The sequence below is a fragment of the Mesorhizobium sp. LNHC221B00 genome (genome assembly GCF_000502935.1).
Classification (GTDB): domain Bacteria; phylum Pseudomonadota; class Alphaproteobacteria; order Rhizobiales; family Rhizobiaceae; genus Mesorhizobium; species Mesorhizobium opportunistum.
In genome coordinates this window covers 1-14903 of sequence record NZ_AYWR01000029.1, presented here as the reverse complement: position 1 = coordinate 14903, position 14903 = coordinate 1, and the positions used below count along the sequence as shown (strand labels likewise).

Annotated in this window: 13 protein-coding genes and 2 pseudogenes; 8 read left to right on the top strand and 7 right to left on the bottom strand. The window is 65.1% G+C overall.

Annotated elements, in window-relative coordinates; translation table 11 throughout:
* Positions 1-94: 94 nt before the first annotated feature.
* The 3 genes from X741_RS140565 to X741_RS140575 all read right to left on the bottom strand — a co-directional run bounded on the left by X741_RS140565 (position 95) and on the right by X741_RS140575 (position 3876).
* The gene (locus tag X741_RS140565; RefSeq protein ID WP_023780221.1) at positions 95-1108 is read right to left on the bottom strand and encodes an ABC transporter permease; all 1014 of its coding nucleotides are present in this window, start codon (positions 1106-1108) and stop codon (positions 95-97) included.
* Positions 1105-2694: a sugar ABC transporter ATP-binding protein gene (locus X741_RS140570; protein ID WP_023780220.1), complete on the bottom strand. Its 1590-nt coding sequence runs from the start codon at positions 2692-2694 to the stop codon at positions 1105-1107. The genes X741_RS140565 and X741_RS140570 overlap by 4 nt, the downstream gene beginning before the upstream one ends.
* A gap of 234 nt (positions 2695-2928) precedes the next feature.
* On the bottom strand, positions 2929-3876 hold the full coding sequence (locus X741_RS140575; protein ID WP_023767148.1) for a substrate-binding domain-containing protein: 948 nt from the start codon (positions 3874-3876) through the stop codon (positions 2929-2931).
* A 366-nt stretch (positions 3877-4242) separates the two neighbouring features.
* On the opposite strand from X741_RS140575, the pseudogene X741_RS1000000170075 reads away from it, so the two are divergent.
* The 3 genes and pseudogenes from X741_RS1000000170075 to X741_RS140585 all read left to right on the top strand — a co-directional run bounded on the left by X741_RS1000000170075 (position 4243) and on the right by X741_RS140585 (position 5560).
* A pseudogene (locus X741_RS1000000170075) lies at positions 4243-4369 on the top strand (type II toxin-antitoxin system HicA family toxin).
* 5 nt (positions 4370-4374) lie between these two features.
* A complete protein-coding gene (locus X741_RS140580; RefSeq protein ID WP_023780219.1) occupies positions 4375-4776 on the top strand; it encodes a type II toxin-antitoxin system HicB family antitoxin in 402 nt (133 codons plus the stop codon).
* 85 nt (positions 4777-4861) lie between these two features.
* On the top strand, positions 4862-5560 hold the full coding sequence (locus X741_RS140585; RefSeq protein ID WP_023780218.1) for a RibD family protein: 699 nt from the start codon (positions 4862-4864) through the stop codon (positions 5558-5560).
* A 10-nt stretch (positions 5561-5570) separates the two neighbouring features.
* On the opposite strand, the gene X741_RS140590 is transcribed toward X741_RS140585, so the two are convergent.
* Positions 5571-6455 carry an SDR family oxidoreductase gene (locus X741_RS140590; protein ID WP_023780217.1) on the bottom strand — a complete coding sequence of 295 codons (885 nt, stop codon included), beginning with the start codon at positions 6453-6455 and terminating at the stop codon, positions 5571-5573.
* A 97-nt stretch (positions 6456-6552) separates the two neighbouring features.
* Between X741_RS140590 and X741_RS140595 the strand changes: the two genes are divergently transcribed.
* Positions 6553-7407 (top strand): helix-turn-helix transcriptional regulator, encoded by an 855-nt coding sequence (locus tag X741_RS140595; RefSeq protein ID WP_023780216.1) that lies wholly within the window; start codon positions 6553-6555, stop codon positions 7405-7407.
* Positions 7408-7420: 13 nt separating this feature from the next.
* On the opposite strand, the gene X741_RS140600 is transcribed toward X741_RS140595, so the two are convergent.
* From X741_RS140600 to X741_RS01000000167215, 3 genes and pseudogenes are all read right to left on the bottom strand, one after another.
* Positions 7421-9337, bottom strand: coding sequence for a diguanylate cyclase (locus tag X741_RS140600; protein ID WP_023780215.1), 1917 nt, complete (start codon positions 9335-9337; stop codon positions 7421-7423).
* 325 nt (positions 9338-9662) lie between these two features.
* Positions 9663-10268: a hypothetical protein gene (locus tag X741_RS140605; RefSeq protein WP_023780214.1), complete on the bottom strand. Its 606-nt coding sequence runs from the start codon at positions 10266-10268 to the stop codon at positions 9663-9665.
* Positions 10269-10577: 309 nt separating this feature from the next.
* Positions 10578-11560: pseudogene (locus X741_RS01000000167215) on the bottom strand (LysR family transcriptional regulator).
* 93 nt (positions 11561-11653) lie between these two features.
* On the opposite strand from X741_RS01000000167215, the gene X741_RS140610 reads away from it, so the two are divergent.
* The 4 genes from X741_RS140610 to X741_RS140625 all read left to right on the top strand — a co-directional run.
* Positions 11654-12535 (top strand): aldo/keto reductase family oxidoreductase, encoded by an 882-nt coding sequence (locus X741_RS140610; protein WP_023780211.1) that lies wholly within the window; start codon positions 11654-11656, stop codon positions 12533-12535.
* 79 nt (positions 12536-12614) lie between these two features.
* The gene (locus tag X741_RS140615) at positions 12615-13394 is read left to right on the top strand and encodes a pseudouridine synthase (RefSeq protein ID WP_031250548.1); all 780 of its coding nucleotides are present in this window, start codon (positions 12615-12617) and stop codon (positions 13392-13394) included.
* A gap of 313 nt (positions 13395-13707) precedes the next feature.
* Positions 13708-14454: an SDR family NAD(P)-dependent oxidoreductase gene (locus tag X741_RS140620; protein WP_023780209.1), complete on the top strand. Its 747-nt coding sequence runs from the start codon at positions 13708-13710 to the stop codon at positions 14452-14454.
* A gap of 52 nt (positions 14455-14506) precedes the next feature.
* Positions 14507-14903, top strand: a 397-nt coding sequence (locus tag X741_RS140625; RefSeq protein WP_032928327.1) for a sigma-70 family RNA polymerase sigma factor, incomplete at its 3' end; no start/stop codon positions are given.

Below are 14903 nucleotides of genomic sequence, written 5' to 3'. Positions count from 1 at the left end.
TATTGCAAGGAATGCGAAGGAGCCTCCTGGCAAACTGCATGGCGAGACGCCCCCCTCTGACCTGCCGGACAGAGGCCCAGGCGCAAACCTCTCCTCACCGCCTCACCCGCGACTTCAGCCACCTGTCGAACGCCACCGCCAGGATGAGGATCAGCCCGATCACGATGCTTTGCGTGTAGGACGAGACGTTGTTGAACTGCAGCCCGTTCTGCAGCACCCCGATCAGCGCCGCGCCGACCACCGTGCCGCCGACCGAGCCGATGCCGCCGAACAGCGAGGTGCCGCCGATGACGACGGCCGAGATCACCGTCAGCTCGTAGCCGATGCCGGCGACCGCTTCCGAGGAGTTCAGCCTGGCCGACAGCACGAAGGCGGCGAGCCCGGCGAAGAAGCCGACGATGACATAGACCGAGACCAGGATGCGGTCGACGCGCAGGCCGGACAGCCGTGCCGCCTCGGCATTGCCGCCGACGGCATAGACGGCGCGGCCGTAGCGCGTGTAGCGCAGCACGATGTGGCACAGGATCGCGGCCGACGCGAAGATCAGCGCCGGCACCGGCACCGGGCCGATAAGCCCGGTGCCGAACCAGCGGATCGAGGCGTCGAAGCCTGATATCGGGCCGCCATTGGAAATGGTCAGCGTCAGCCCGCGAAACACCGTCAGCCCGCCCAACGTGACGACGAAGGGCGGCACTTTCAGCCGGGTGATGGCCAGGCCCTGCACGCCGCCGGCGGCCGCGCCCACCACGACGGCGGCGAGCAGGGCGGCAAACCAGCCAAACCCTTGCGTGCCCGAGGTCGACAGCGACAGCGTGTTGGCGGTGCCGCCCTTGGCGACCACCGCGGCGACCATGCCGCAAAAGGCGAGCAGCGAGCCGACCGAGAGATCGATGCCGGCGGTGAGGATGACGAAGGTCATGCCGAGCGCGATCAGCCCGGTGATCGAGATCTGGCGCGTGATGTTGAACAGGTTGATCGGGTCGATGAAGCTCGGCTTCAGCACCGTGAAGACGACCACGAGTGCCGCCAGGAACAGCAGCGGCCCGAAGCTCATCAGCAGCCGCGCGAAGTTGATGCCGCCGCGCTCGTTCTGTTCCGTCACGCTCATCGTGCCCGCCCCTCGTCCCGCATCTGCCCCTCGTCCTGCCCTTGCTTATCGAGCGCCATCAATTCCATCAGTTTTTCCTCATTCGCCTCGACGCCCGGCATCTGCCCGGTGATGCGGCCCCGGCGCATGGTGACGATGCGGTCCGACACCGCCAGCACTTCGGGCAATTCGGACGAGATCATCATCACCGCGATGCCGCGCGCCGCCAATTGCACCAGGATCTGGTGCACCTCGGCCTTGGCGCCGACATCGACGCCACGCGTCGGTTCGTCGACGATCAGCACTTTCGGATCGCGCGCCAGCCAGCGCGCCAGGATCACCTTCTGCTGGTTGCCGCCCGACAGGCCCTCGATCGCCTGCTCGGCCGATGCCATGCGGATCGACAGCATCTTCCTGAAACCCGACAGCGCGTCGCGCTCACGCCGCTCGGCCATGAAGCCGAAACCGTTGCTGAAGCGGCCGAGCGAGGCGACGGAGAAATTCGGCAGGATGCCGAGTGCCGCAAAGATCGCCTGGTGCTTGCGGTCCTCCGGCACCAGGCCGATACCGAGCGCGATGGCATCCGCCGGCGAGGCCGGCGCGATTTGTCTGCCGTCGAGCGTGATGGTTCCCGCAGCGATCCGGTCGGCGCCGAAAATGGCGCGCGCCAGCTCGGTACGGCCGGAGCCGACAAGGCCGGCAACGCCAAGGATCTCGCCGGCCTTGAGGTCGATGTCGACATCGTCGAGCACGATGGCGTGCGGCGCCTCGGGGTCGCGCACGGTGCGCAAACCGCGCACCGACAGCACGACATCGCCGGCCACCGCGCGCTGCGCCGGCCGCGCATAGAGCTCGGAGGCCGCGCGGCCGACCATCTTCTCGATGATCCTTGGCAGTGCGATCGGCCCGCCCTGGCGGTCGAGATGCCCGGCCAGCCTGCCGTCGCGCAGCACGGTCATGCGGTCGCAAATGGCGGATGCTTCTTCCAGCCGGTGGGTGACGAACATGATGGCGACCTTGTCCTGGCGCAGCCGGTCCATGATCGACAACAGCCGCTGCACCTCGGTCTCGGTCAGCGCCGAGGTCGGCTCGTCCATGATGATCAACCGGCTTTTCAGCGACAGCGCCCGCGCGATCTCGACCAGCTGCTGCTCGGCCACCGACAGCGCCGACACCGGCGTCATCGGATCGATGGAAAGGCCGACGCGGGCGATGATGTCGCGGGAATCCCGCTCCATGCGCTTCCAACTCACCAGCCCGAGCGCGCCGGTAGGCGCGCGGCCAATGAAAATGTTTTCCGCCACCGTCAGCGTCGGGATCAGGCTGAGTTCCTGGTAGATGGTGACGATGCCGAGCCGCTTGGCATCCTGCGGGCTCGACGGCTGGTAGTCGGCGCCATCGAAACTGATGTGCCCGCTCGACGGCGGCATGACACCCGACAGGATTTTGAGCAGCGTCGATTTGCCGGCGCCGTTCTCGCCAAGCAGGCCGAGGATTTCGCCGGGGCGGATGTCGAGCGAGACATCGCTCAACGCGGTGACCCCGGAAAAATGCTTGGTGACGCCTTGGACGGCGAGCAGGACGGGTGGTGCGGCTTCAGCTGGCAAGGGTGGCTCTCTCGACAAAAGTTCCTCTCGACGTCAGCGCTTGAACACCCCCCTCTGTCCTGCCGGACATCTCCCCCGCAAGGGGGGAGATCGGCTGTCCATTCCGCTTTCGCCAATTTTCAACGCCGCAAGGAGAAGGCGGACATCGATACTGCCGATCTCCCCCCTTGCGGGGGAGATGTCCGGCAGGACAGAGGGGGGTGCTGTCCCACCGGCTTACCCTAGCCTGAGAGCCTACTTCGTCTCGCTCAGCCTCTCGGCCTTGTCGAGATTGTCCTTGCCTATGACGATGGGCGTCAAGAGCACCAGCTTCTCCTTCGGCTCGGTCTTGTCCTTGGCGTAGGCGACCGCGATCTGCACGGCGGTGCGCGATTGCTTGCCCGGGAACTGTTCGACCGTGCCGGCGAGCTTGCCGTCGCGCACAGCGACCAGCGCTTCCGGAAGCGCGTCGAAGCCGTAGATCTTGACGTCGGTGAAGTTGCGCGCCGCGCACGCCTCGAGCGCGCCGAGCGCCATGTCGTCATTGGCGCAGACGATGGCGTCGGGCTTGCCGTTGGCGGCAAGCCCGGCTTCCGTCACCGACAGCGCCTCGGCGCGGGCGAAGTTGGCGGTCTGCTCGAAGACGATCTGGTACTTGTCCTTCAACGGATCGAGGATGTTGTGCACGCCCTTGTTGCGGTCGATCGCCGGGCCGGCACCTGGCTGGCCCTGCAGATGGAACAGCTTGGCGCCATTCGGGAACGCCGCCACCATGGCGCTGGCTTCCGCCTCGCCACCCTTGACGTTGTCGGCGCCGACATGGGCGAGGATGCCCTCGACGCCGTCGACGCGGCGGTCGATCGTCACCACGGGAACGCCGGCCTTGACGGCTTCCTCGATCGCCGGCGCCAGTGCGTTGACGTCGAGCGGCGAGATGACGATGGCGTTGACCTTCTGCACCAGTGCCGCCTCGATGTCGGCGGTCTGCTTGGTGGCCGAGTTCTGGCCGTCGCTCTCGGTCAGGTTGACGCCTTGCGTGGCGGCTTCCGCCTTGATCTCGTTCAGCATGTGCACGAAGAACGGAAAGCCGAGACTGGGCACCGAGCCGAGGATGGTCAGCTTGTCCTCGGCGAACACCGAGGGCGCCGCCACCATCATGGCGCCGAAAGCCGCGGATGACAGCAGGAATTCACGTCTGTTCATGATTGATCCTCCTCCACAAGAACGCACGGCCCCGGAAACCGGGCCGGTTTCAGGAAGGATCATGCGTCGGTTCAAAGTGTTGGAGCATCCTCCTTGCGCCCGAGAACGCATGCCGCTCCAGCTGATCGCCGTTGCAAAAACTGCCTCCCATCGGCATCAGCATCGGGATGCTAACCCAGGGTCAACCATTTGTGCAACATCGATATAACAGAGTTGGCTGAGCTATTATCGGAATTGTCGGAATTTTGGATTGTCGGCATCCTGCTCCTTGGTGGCTCGAGCCGGGGGAGCGAGAGCGCGGTTTCACATCCTTTGTTGAAAGATGGCCTTTCAATGTGTATAAATACACATCAATAGGCCGACACCATCCGACTGCTGGAAGCTGAGGGCTGGTTCGAGGTTGCTCGAGGTCACCGTGCCTCACCCAAGGCGCGATATCCCGATAGGCACTTTGCGCAGCATCGAAAAGCAATCTGGACTGAAACTGAGGTGACGGACATGAAGCAGTATATCGGACTTATCCGTAAGGATGCCGGCAGCGACTTCGGTGTGTCTTTCCCTGATTTCCCCGGCGTGATCACCGCCGGCAAGGATTTGGATGACGCGCGATCCATGGCTGAAGAGGCGCTGGCCCTGCATATCGAAGGGTTGGTCGAGGATGGTGATGCCATTCCAGAGCCTTCCAGTTTGGAGGCTGTGATGGCGGACGCCGATAACCGTGACGGTGTTGCAATCCTGGTCGCGGTGAAGACCGAGGCCAGGAAAACAGTGCGTATCAACGTGACGCTGCCGGACGACGTTCTGCAACGGATCGATGCCTTTGCCGAAGCCCACGGCTATACTCGATCCGGGTTTCTCGCAAAGGCGGCTGAAAAGGTGATGGAGCTTGAAATGGCCTGATGCATTCCCAAAATGACGGCGTTTTGGGGAACGACATGCACAACAACAAGGTCTGAACATTCAAAGTCCATCTCCGGAGAACCGCATGAAGCCGCAAATCATCTGCCACATGCTGGCGTCGCTCGACGGCAGCCTCCATCCGAGCCGCTACACCACCAGCCCCGATGGCACCCGGGCCGAGTGGTCGAGCCTCTACGAGCACATCCACAACGACATGGCGGGCGACGCCTGGATCGTCGGCCGCATCACGATGGCCGAGATGAGCAAGGCCGCCGCGCACCCGCCGGCTAATGCCGGCAAGGTCGACCGGCCCTATCATTTCGCGCAAGGCCACGCGGCTACCTATGCCGTGGCGCTCGATGCTTCCGGCAAGCTGCACTTTGCCAAGCCCGACATCGGCGGCGACCATGTCGTGGTGCTGCTCGGGCGCGACGTCGCCGACAGCCATCTCGCCGAACTCGCCGCCGATGGCGTGTCCTACATCGTGTCGGAAACGCCCGACATCGATCTTGCAGCCATGCTCGAGGTTCTCGGTCGCGAACTCGGCATCCGCCGGCTATTGCTGGAAGGCGGCGCCGGCATCAACGGTTCCTTCTTCGCGGCCGGGCTTGTCGATGAGCTCAGCCTTCTCGTTGCCCCTGCCATTGACGGGCGAGCGGCAAACCAGGGGTTTGTCGAGTTCGGCGAAGGCGGCCTGGCGGGCAAGATGCAATTGTCGCTCACAAGCTGCGAAGCGCTGGTGCACGGGCTCGTCCACCTGCGCTACGCCGTCAGGCCTGGCTGAAGCCGTTTCCTCAGTATCGCATCGCGTCGAGATCGGCGATCAGCGTCGGGCCGGTCGGGTGCCAGCCGAGCCGTGCCTGGGTCAGCGCGCTGGAGGCCGGCAGGTCCATGGGGGCGAACATCGCCATCCAGCCGAAATGCTCCGCCGCCTTTTCCGGCGCGATCGAAACGACAGGCAGGTTGAGGCCCCGGCCAAGCGCCTCGGCGATCGCGCGCACCTCGACACCTTCTTCGCCGACCGCGTGATAGCGTGCGCCGGGCTGGCGCTTTTCAACGGCGAGCCGGTAAAGGCGCGCCGCGTCGAGCAGATGGCCGGCGGAGTAGCGATTGCGGCCCTCGCCGACATAGGCCGAGACGCCCTTCTGACGCGCCATCTCGATTAGCGGCGAGATCAGCCCCTGCTTGACCGGGTTGTGGACCTGCGGCAGGCGCACCACCGACACGTTGATCCCGGCCTCCAGCAAGGCATTGCCGGCGAGTTCGGAGGCGATGCGGGGATTGGGATGGCTCGGGTTGAAGACATCCTCGACCGCCAGTTGGCCATGTCCCGGGCTGCCCACGCCGACCCCTGAGGTGATCACCAGCGGCCGGTCGGATCCGGCAAGGGCCTGGCCTAGGGCCGCGATGACGCGCCTGTCCTTTTCGCAATTCTCGACAAACCGCGAGAAATCATGGTCGAAGGCGGTGTGGATCACGGCGTCCGCCTTCGCCGCGCCGTCGCGCAGCCCCTCGGGCTCCTCGAGGGTTCCGCGATGCACTTCGGCGCCAGCGGCGGCCAGCGCCTCGGCACCGGCATCGGAGCGGGTGACGCCGACCACCTGATGGCCCGCGCCGATGAGTTCGGGAACCAGCGCCGAACCGATGAAGCCGGTCGCGCCGGTCAAAAAGATACGCATGCAAAATCTCCTGCACAGTTGCCCGCGCAGTATCGCCGGTCTATTATTCCATTAAAGGAGTGACTTTATCCTATTATAATTGCTAACAGGATCGACCATGCCCATCAATTCCGCCGGCACGCTCGCAGCCTTCCTGAAGGACCGGCGCACCCGGCTCGACCCGGCGTCGTTCGGGTTTTCCGGGCGCCGGCGCACGCCCGGGCTGCGCCGCGAAGAAGTTGCCCAGCGCGCCAACATCAGCCCGACCTGGTACACATGGCTGGAACAGGGTCGCGGCGGCGCGCCTTCGGCCGATGTGCTGAATCGCATCGCCAAGGGGCTAATGCTGACCGAGGCCGAGCGCGAGCATCTTTTCATGCTCGGGCTGGGGCGTCCGCCCGAGGTCCGCTATAACGGCGTCGAGGGCGTCAGCCCGCGCCTGCAGCGCCTCATCGACACGCTCGACGCAAGCCCGGCCCTGATCAAGACCGCCACGTGGGACGTCGTTGCCTGGAACCGCGCCGCGCAGATCGTGCTGACAGACTACAGCGCCCTGCCCGCCGGCCAGCGCAACATCCTGCGCTTCATGTTCCGCAGCCCCGCCATCCGCGAAAAGCAGCACGATCGGGAGAACCTCGCCCGTTTCGTGGTCGGATCGTTCCGGGCCGATGCGGCACGCGCCGGCGCGGTGTCCGAGGTGCGCGAACTCGTCGACGAACTTTGCAGCACCAGCCCGGAGTTTGCCGCCCTGTGGCGGGAAAACGACGTGCTCAGCCATGGCGACGGGACAAAGCGCCTGAAGCACCCGTTACTCGGCGACATCGAACTGGAATATTCGGGGTTCGCGGTCGACGGCCGGCCGGATCTGAGCCTGACCGTCTACAACCCGATCGACAGCAAGGTCGCCGACCGCATCCGCGACCTGGCGAGGCGCCTCCCGGGGCAAAAGCTGGGCGATCGCCCGCCACGATGACGCGGCGGAAGGCTCACGCTTTGCGCTGGGAACCGGTCGAGCGTGGCTGGCTGAGATGCGGGCGCCAGCCATGCACCCGGTCCCGTCCCGCGGCCTTGACGCCATAGAGCGCCTCGTCGGCGCGCCTGACAAGATCGGCGATCTCGATCGAAGCACTGCCCGCGTCGAAGGTGCCGACCCCGATGCTGACGGTAACGATGCCCTTTTCGCTGCCGGCATGCGCCAGCCCGAGATCGCGCACCTTGGTCCTGAGGTTCTCGGCGATGACGAAGGCGCCTCGCGCGTCGGTCTCGGGCAGGATGAGTGCGAACTCCTCGCCACCGTAGCGAGCCGCAGCGTCGGCCGGCCGCCGCGCCGCCGCTTCGATGCAGCGGCTGACGGCGCGCAGGCAATCATCACCGGCCGGATGGCCATAATGGTCGTTGAACCGCTTGAACCAGTCGACGTCGACGAGAAGCAGGCTGAGCGGCGTCGCGTTGCGCCTGCAGCGTGCGAACTCGCGCGCCAGCGCCTCGTCGAAGGCGCGCCGCGTCATGAGTTCGGTCAGGCCGTCGCGATGCGCCAGCAGGTTCAGCTTCTCGTTGGCCGACAGCAACGCGGCTTCGACCTGCTTGGCCTCGGTGATGTCGGAAAACACGCTGAGGCTTCCGCCATCGCCGGTCGGCCGGGTCCGCACATCGAGCCAGCGCCCGTCGGCGAGCCGGATCTGGCGGTGGCTGTCCAGCTTCTGCGAGGCCATGACGGCGGCGACCCAGTCCTCGACCGCGTCCGGCGGCGTGATCGCCTCGCCGCGCGCCGCCGAGGCGCGCAAAATATCGCGGTAGTCGGCACCGGGCATCCGTATGTCGGCCGTCTTCGGAAACATGGAGCGGTAGCGGGCGTTGCAAAGCAGCAGCCTGCCATCCGGATCGAACATCACCAGCCCATCGGCCATGTGCGTCAGGGCGTCTCCGAGCCTCGCCTGGCTCGCCGCCAGTTCGTTCTCGAGCTGCTTGCGCGCGGTGATGTCGCGGTTGTGCGTGATCAGGCCGACGATCGCTCCAGCCTTGTCGCGAAACGGCGCTTTCAAGGTCGCCAGCCAGCCATCGGTGCCGTCCTCATGGTGAAGGCGCTGTTCGATCGTGGACGAGACGCCCGCGGCCAGGACGGCAAGCTCGTCCTCGCGGAATCCCTGCGCCGTCTCGCGTGGGTAGAAGTCGAAATCGGTCTTGCCGATCAGCGCCTTGGCGTCCGTCGCATGCATCAGTTCGGCCGTTGCCGGATTGGCGACGATGAACCGTCCGTCGAGATCCTTCACATTGAGGCAATCGGGCAGTGTCTCGACCACGGCCTTGAAGATGCGCCGGGATTGCAGCGCTTCGATGCGACGCCGCTCCTGGTAGAGCGTAAGCCCCGACAACGCCACCGAGACGAAGATGAGAAGGGTCGAGGGGAAAACCACCTTCGGCAGGACCGCCTGTATGACGGACTGCGGCAGCATGCTGAGGCCAAGCAGCGATCCGCACGCCGTCGCGGCACCCAGGATCATGATATCGGCCATGCCGGGCGAACGCCCCTTCAGGGCAAGGTTGCCGGCAACGCCGATCAGCATGGTGGCCGCGATCCCCACCGCGCCGGCAAAGGCGCCGATGCCGCCCTCGAAGGTCCGGAACGCACCGGCCATGACGCCGGCGACGATGCCGGCTATAGGACCGCCGAAAAAGCCGGCAACGGCAATCATCGTCGCCCTGAGATCGACCAGGATACCCGGCTGCAGCTGCATGGGAGTCAGCATAAGGATGATGGTGCCAGTGCCCATCAAGAGGCCGAAAGCCGCGGCCTTCGCCGCGGCCGGCCTGCGGTCCAGCCACACATGCGTGTGGATCCAGACCGAAACGAACATCGCAACGATCGCGAGATTGGCCAGCAATTCGGACCAGGGCGAACCCATTGCGCGCCTTTCCTGTCACCAGGCTTTCGCCGTACCGCCTCTTCGATAGGCCCTCAATGACAACAAAGTGTTACGGTGGGCATTGGACCTGTGGTCTGCGAACAAATCGTCGCTTTCGATTTTACGCCGACATCAAGCTGCGCTGTTTCTCATCCATCAACCGATCGGCCGAGACGGAGATTCCACTGTGGTGCGGCGCAGGATGGCTTCAGCCGCGAGGGCTTGCTCCTCCACGTGGCAAGCGAGGTGCGGGTTTCGGAGAGCTGGGTGACGGCCTGCTCGACCCTTTGTGTCTTGCCGCGCTCGGGCATAACATAATCTGCCATCAATACTGTCCGCTAAGATTGAACATACTGAGGATAGCCAAATCCGCTTCCGATAGAAGGGATGCGTCGCAATCAGGGATCAGCCCCTTCGACGCATCCCTGAATCGATATCGCGGGACGAAGGCTTCGCTTTTTTCCGATGTGGCCGTCCAGGTGGCGGGGGCGGCGTGCACACACGCCTGGAAAGCAATCATGCGCGCCCATTTCTGGGCCATGTCGTCGCCCGCATACCCTTTCAAGACAAAGAACCCGTCGCATGTCGTCTTGAGGCAATACAGAAGTCTATCGAAATACCCGGTGAAGTATCTCTGGACAAAATCACGAGCGTCCACCTGCCGGCTGACGCTGAGTTTTTCGAGAATCGCTATCATTTCCCGGTGTATTTCAAGACAATGGGTCCGATCGTCCCCCAGGTCGTATTCTGGGCACTTCTTTACATATGCGCCTATCCCGCCTTGATCTAAAAGAAGATACGAAATGTGATCGATGGTTACCGCGCCCGCGGTCGAAGTAAGATCTTCGGCCGCCGCGGCCCCGGGCAGGACAACACCGCTCATCCCACCGACCAGCACATAGACCGCGAAGATAGCCGCATATGATTTCATTCGCTGGCCCGTGGCTGATCCTGCACGCCATGCCTTTCGAGCGCCATGCCAAATCCGAGTTCCGGCGCAAACCGCGCACAACACTAATTTAGACTAAGATAATTGCCTGAACTACGAATTGTATTTTCATACTGGACAGAAAAAATGGAGATTACAAGATAGAATTCCGTCAAGACACTTGATGCGTTCAGAACAGTCGGTATTTCTATTAATTTTATGCAATGTGTCAGCGATGCCCACCGGTTCGACCAATATGCACCTGAGCGCGCCTCGGCCGGTGTCACTTAGCCTCTGGGCGTCATCCCCAGATCACCCCCACCGCATCGTTCCGACAAAGTCGATGAACGCCCGCAGCGGCGCCGGCGTCAGGCGGCGGCCGGGATAGTAGAGGAACGGGCCGGAAAATTCCTGCCACCAGGGCTCCAGCACCGGCTCCAGCCGGCCGTCGTCGAAATAGGGCCGCAGCCAGTCCTCGAACAGCGAGACGATGCCGCCGCCGGCGACCGCCACCTCGAGCGCAAGGGCCATTGCCGTGCCGGTGCTGACCAAAAGCGGGCCGGTCGGTTCGACGCTCACCACCTCGCCGTCGCGTTCGAACTCCCAGGCCGGCGTCAGGCCGCTGGCGAAGCGTCCGCGCAGGCAGGCGTGGGCGAGCAGGTCGCGCGGATGGCCGGGCCGGCCGCGACGATCGAGATAGGTCGAAGCGGCGCCGGTGGCGAAGCGCTGCCGGCGCGGGCCAATCGGCACGGCGATCATGTCCTGCTCCAGCCGCTCGTCATAGCGGATGCCGGCGTCGCAGCCGCTGGCCAGTATGTCGAGATCGGNGCGATCATGTCCTGCTCCAGCCGCTCGTCATAGCGGATGCCGGCGTCGCAGCCGCTGGCCAGTATGTCGACGAAACTGTCCTCGGCGGTCACTTCCATGCGGATGTCGGGATAGGCCGCAAGGAAAGGCGGCAACAGGCGCGGCAGCACCAGTTTCGCCGCGACGACCGGCACGTTGAGCCGCAGCGTGCCGGCCGGGCGGCCGCGAAATCCGTTGACCACGTCGAGCGCCGCCTCGACTTCGCCCAGCGCCGGGCCTAGCCGCTCCAGCAGGCGCGCGCCGGCCTCGGTGGGGGCGACGCTGCGCGTGCTGCGGTTGAGGAGCCGGACGCCAAGCCCGGTCTCCAGCCGCCGCACCGTCTCGGAGAGGCTGGAAGCACTGACGCCGCTCACCCTCGCAGCCTCGCGAAATCCGCCGGCGCGCGCCACCGCCATGAACGCCTGGAGATCACCCAGATCCGCCGCCATTGTTCGCTTCTCCGTACAGGCTGTGCCGATTGCACCATATTATCGTGCAGGTGCGCTCTGTCTACATTGGGCCGATCCAAAGGAGATGAGACCATGACCGATATCAGCAAGGCCGGAACCTTCAAGCTCGGCGACCGCACCGTGAAGCGCCTCGGCTATGGCGCCATGCAACTGGCCGGACCCGGCGTCTTCGGCCCGCCGAAGGATCGCGATGCGGCAGTCGCCGTGCTGCGCGAGGCGATCGCCAGCGGCGTCGACCATATCGATACATCGGATTTCTACGGCCCGCACGTCACCAACCAGATTATCCGCGAGGCGCTGCACCCCTACCCGGCCAACCTCACCATCGTCACCAAGGTCAGTGCCCGGCGCGGCGCCGATGCATCGTGGATCCCCGCAATGTCACCGCAGGAGCTGACGCAGGCCGTGCACGACAATCTGCGCAATCTCGGGCTGGAAATTCTCGACGTCGTGAACCTGCGCTCCATGCATGGCATTCACGGACCGGCGGAAGGGTCGCTCGAACCCCAGCTGAACACACTCGCCGAACTGCAGCGTCAAGGCTTGATACGCCATATCGGCATGAGCAACGTCACATCGGCCCAGATCGCACAGGGACGCAGCATGATCGACATCGTCTGCGTGCAGAACCAGTACAACATCGCGCACCGCGAGGATGATGCGCTGATCGATGAGCTAGCCGCTGCCGGCATCGCCTATGTGCCGTTCTTCCCCTTGGGCGGCTTCACCCCGCTGCAGTCGGACACGCTGGCCAATGTCGCCAGGAAATTCGGTGCGACCCCCATGCAGGTAGCGCTCGCTTGGCTGCTGCGCCGCGCGCCCAACATCCTGCTCATCCCCGGCACGTCCTCAGTCGGCCATCTCCGCGAGAACCTCGCGGCCGCCGAACTGGAGCTGCCGGCCGACGCGCTTGCCGTGCTGAACGGCATCGCCGGCGAGAAGGCAGCCGCCTGAGGCGGTTCGACCCGCGCCACCTTGCGAAGCCGCCGCTGCCCGTGGCATCTGTCCGGCACAACGGACGATCCACACCAGCATGGCTTCACGACGACCACCACAGCCCACCAACCCGGGCAAGCTGCCCAAACCGCCCACCGGTAAACCGTTGGGTGTCAGCCTCAACCGTGCGCTTTCAAAACTCGGCCTGTGCTCGCGCACACAGGCCGAGCTGCTGATCACGGAGGGCCGCGTGCGCGTCGGCGGCAGGGTGGTGCGCGATACTTCCGCGCGCGTCGACCTGAATCGCGATAGCATCGTCGTGGACGGTGAAAAGGTGATCGCCGAGCGTAAGGTCTACGTCATGCTCAACAAGCCGCGCGGCTTGGTCACCACCCGTGACGATCCGCAACAGCGCGACACCGTCTATGCTTGCCTGGAAGGGCTAGACCTGCCCTTCGTCTCGCCGGTCGGCCGCCTCGACAAGGCGAGCGAGGGGCTGCTGTTGATGACCAACGACACGCGCTTCGCCAACCGGCTGATGGACCCGGCCTCGCATCTGCCCAAGACCTATCACGTGCAGGTCGCCACGGTGCCCGACGCGGCGATGCTGGAGACGTTGCGTGCCGGCGCCACTGTCGACGGCGAGATCCTGACCGCCAATTCGATCGACCTTCTGCGCAGCGGCGGCCGCACCGCCTGGCTGGAGATCGTGCTCGACGAAGGCCGCAACCGCCACATCCGCCGCCTGCTCGCCGCCCACGGCATCGAGGTTCTGCGCCTCATCCGCATCGCCATCGGCCGCTTACCACTGGGCGACCTTGCCAAGGCTACGGCACGGCATTTGACGGCGGAGGAGTTGGCGTTGCTGGGTGGGTGAGCGAACGGGCCGGAGGCAACGCCCTGTGGCCCCCCTCTGTCCTGCCGGACATCTCCCCCATTTGGGGGGAGATCGGCAGCTCGATCGCCGGCTCTCCTCCTGCAACGTCGAAGATTAGCGACGGCCCCGATGACATCCAATCTCCCCCCTCGTGGGGGAGATGTCCGGCAGGACAGAGAGGGGCGCCATAGAGCTCGACGGCGCGTACCGGATTCTCAGAAAAAATTTCGTCCCCCCGATGATTCCCACCCCTCCGCGCTGTCTTCACCTACAGGCGCCGGAATCCTCCGGGCCGGTAGAAGCGAGGTGATCCATGGGATCGTTGAAAGGTCAAAATGTCGTCGTGGTCGGAGGCAGCCGGGGTGTCGGCCGCTCGATCGTGGAAGCTGCGCTCGTTGAAGGAGCGACCGTCCTCGCCGTCGCCCGCGGGCTGGCCGCCCTGAAGGAACTCTCCTGGGAAGCGTCGGGCGTCAAGACGCTTGCGACCGACGCCACGCAGGACACCGCGCCCGACGCGGTGTTCGCCGCCATGCAGCCGGACGTGCTGGTGATCTCGGCCGGTGCCTTCGCTGCGTCGGCATCCATCCAGGACCAGAGCTGGAGTGACTTCTCGGCGAATTGGGAGACGGACGTCAAGGCATCGTTCCTGTTCTGCAGGGCAGCGCTGCGGGGCGGGCTGAAGCCGGGCTGCCGCGTCGTGCTGATCTCCAGCGGCGCCGCATTCAGCGGCGGCCCGCCGAACTCGGGCGGCTATTCCGGCGCCAAGTGCATGCAGATGTTCCTGGCCGCGCACAGCCAGAAGGAAGCGGATCGGCTCGGCCTTGGCCTGCGCTTCATGGCGCTGGCGCCGATGCGCATCATGGCCGGCACCGGCGTCGGCGAGCGCGGAATATCCAGCATCTCGGCCTATCTCGGCATCAGCCCGGCGGATTTCCTGGCCAGCCTGAGCGATATGCAGACACCGGCCGACGTCGGACGCGCCGTGGTCGCGCTCGCCGGCGGCAAGCGGCAAGGCACCGCCTTCACGGTGAGCGGCAGCGGCCTTGCAGAGGCGGCATGACGCGCGCAGGATGCCAAGCGAATTCCCGCAAATTCCGCACGGCAGGCTCGACATGACAGACGCTCCCGGTCCGCTTGAGCCGTTGGGCCCGACAGACCGGCCGATCCTCGATCGGCCGGTCTTCGAGCGCCTGACCATGGCCCACCGCCGCGAGCTGAAGCTGCATTGCTACCGGATGATGGGCTCGCTGCACGAGGCCGACGATCTCGTCCAGGAGACGTTCCTCAAGGCATGGCGCGGCCGCGCGCAATTCGACGGGCGCGGCTCGCCGCGCGGCTGGCTCTATACGATCGCGACCAACGCCTGCCTCAATGCCATCAAGGCGCGGGCCACGGCGCATCGCATTCTCGAAGAGCCCGCACGGCCGCCGACCGAGGGGCGTGCCGCTGCCGGGCCGGCGGCCGAGCTTTCCTGGCTGGAGCCCTACCCCGACGCCGAGCTGCCGGACC

What these genes read in the sequence shown, in the direction of transcription:
- X741_RS140585 (WP_023780218.1), top strand. Translation starts at nt 4,862, where the DNA reads ATGAAGCCGCAAATCATCTGCCACATGCTGGCGTCGCTCGACGGCAGC.
- X741_RS140580 (WP_023780219.1), top strand. Translation starts at nt 4,375, where the DNA reads ATGAAGCAGTATATCGGACTTATCCGTAAGGATGCCGGCAGCGACTTC.
- X741_RS140605 (WP_023780214.1), bottom strand. Translation starts at nt 10,268, where the DNA reads ATGAAATCATATGCGGCTATCTTCGCGGTCTATGTGCTGGTCGGTGGG.
- X741_RS140615 (WP_031250548.1), top strand. Translation starts at nt 12,615, where the DNA reads ATGGCTTCACGACGACCACCACAGCCCACCAACCCGGGCAAGCTGCCC.
- X741_RS140590 (WP_023780217.1), bottom strand. Translation starts at nt 6,455, where the DNA reads ATGCGTATCTTTTTGACCGGCGCGACCGGCTTCATCGGTTCGGCGCTG.
- X741_RS140610 (WP_023780211.1), top strand. Translation starts at nt 11,654, where the DNA reads ATGACCGATATCAGCAAGGCCGGAACCTTCAAGCTCGGCGACCGCACC.
- X741_RS140575 (WP_023767148.1), bottom strand. Translation starts at nt 3,876, where the DNA reads ATGAACAGACGTGAATTCCTGCTGTCATCCGCGGCTTTCGGCGCCATG.
- X741_RS140595 (WP_023780216.1), top strand. Translation starts at nt 6,553, where the DNA reads ATGCCCATCAATTCCGCCGGCACGCTCGCAGCCTTCCTGAAGGACCGG.
- X741_RS140600 (WP_023780215.1), bottom strand. Translation starts at nt 9,337, where the DNA reads ATGGGTTCGCCCTGGTCCGAATTGCTGGCCAATCTCGCGATCGTTGCG.
- X741_RS140620 (WP_023780209.1), top strand. Translation starts at nt 13,708, where the DNA reads ATGGGATCGTTGAAAGGTCAAAATGTCGTCGTGGTCGGAGGCAGCCGG.
- X741_RS140565 (WP_023780221.1), bottom strand. Translation starts at nt 1,108, where the DNA reads ATGAGCGTGACGGAACAGAACGAGCGCGGCGGCATCAACTTCGCGCGG.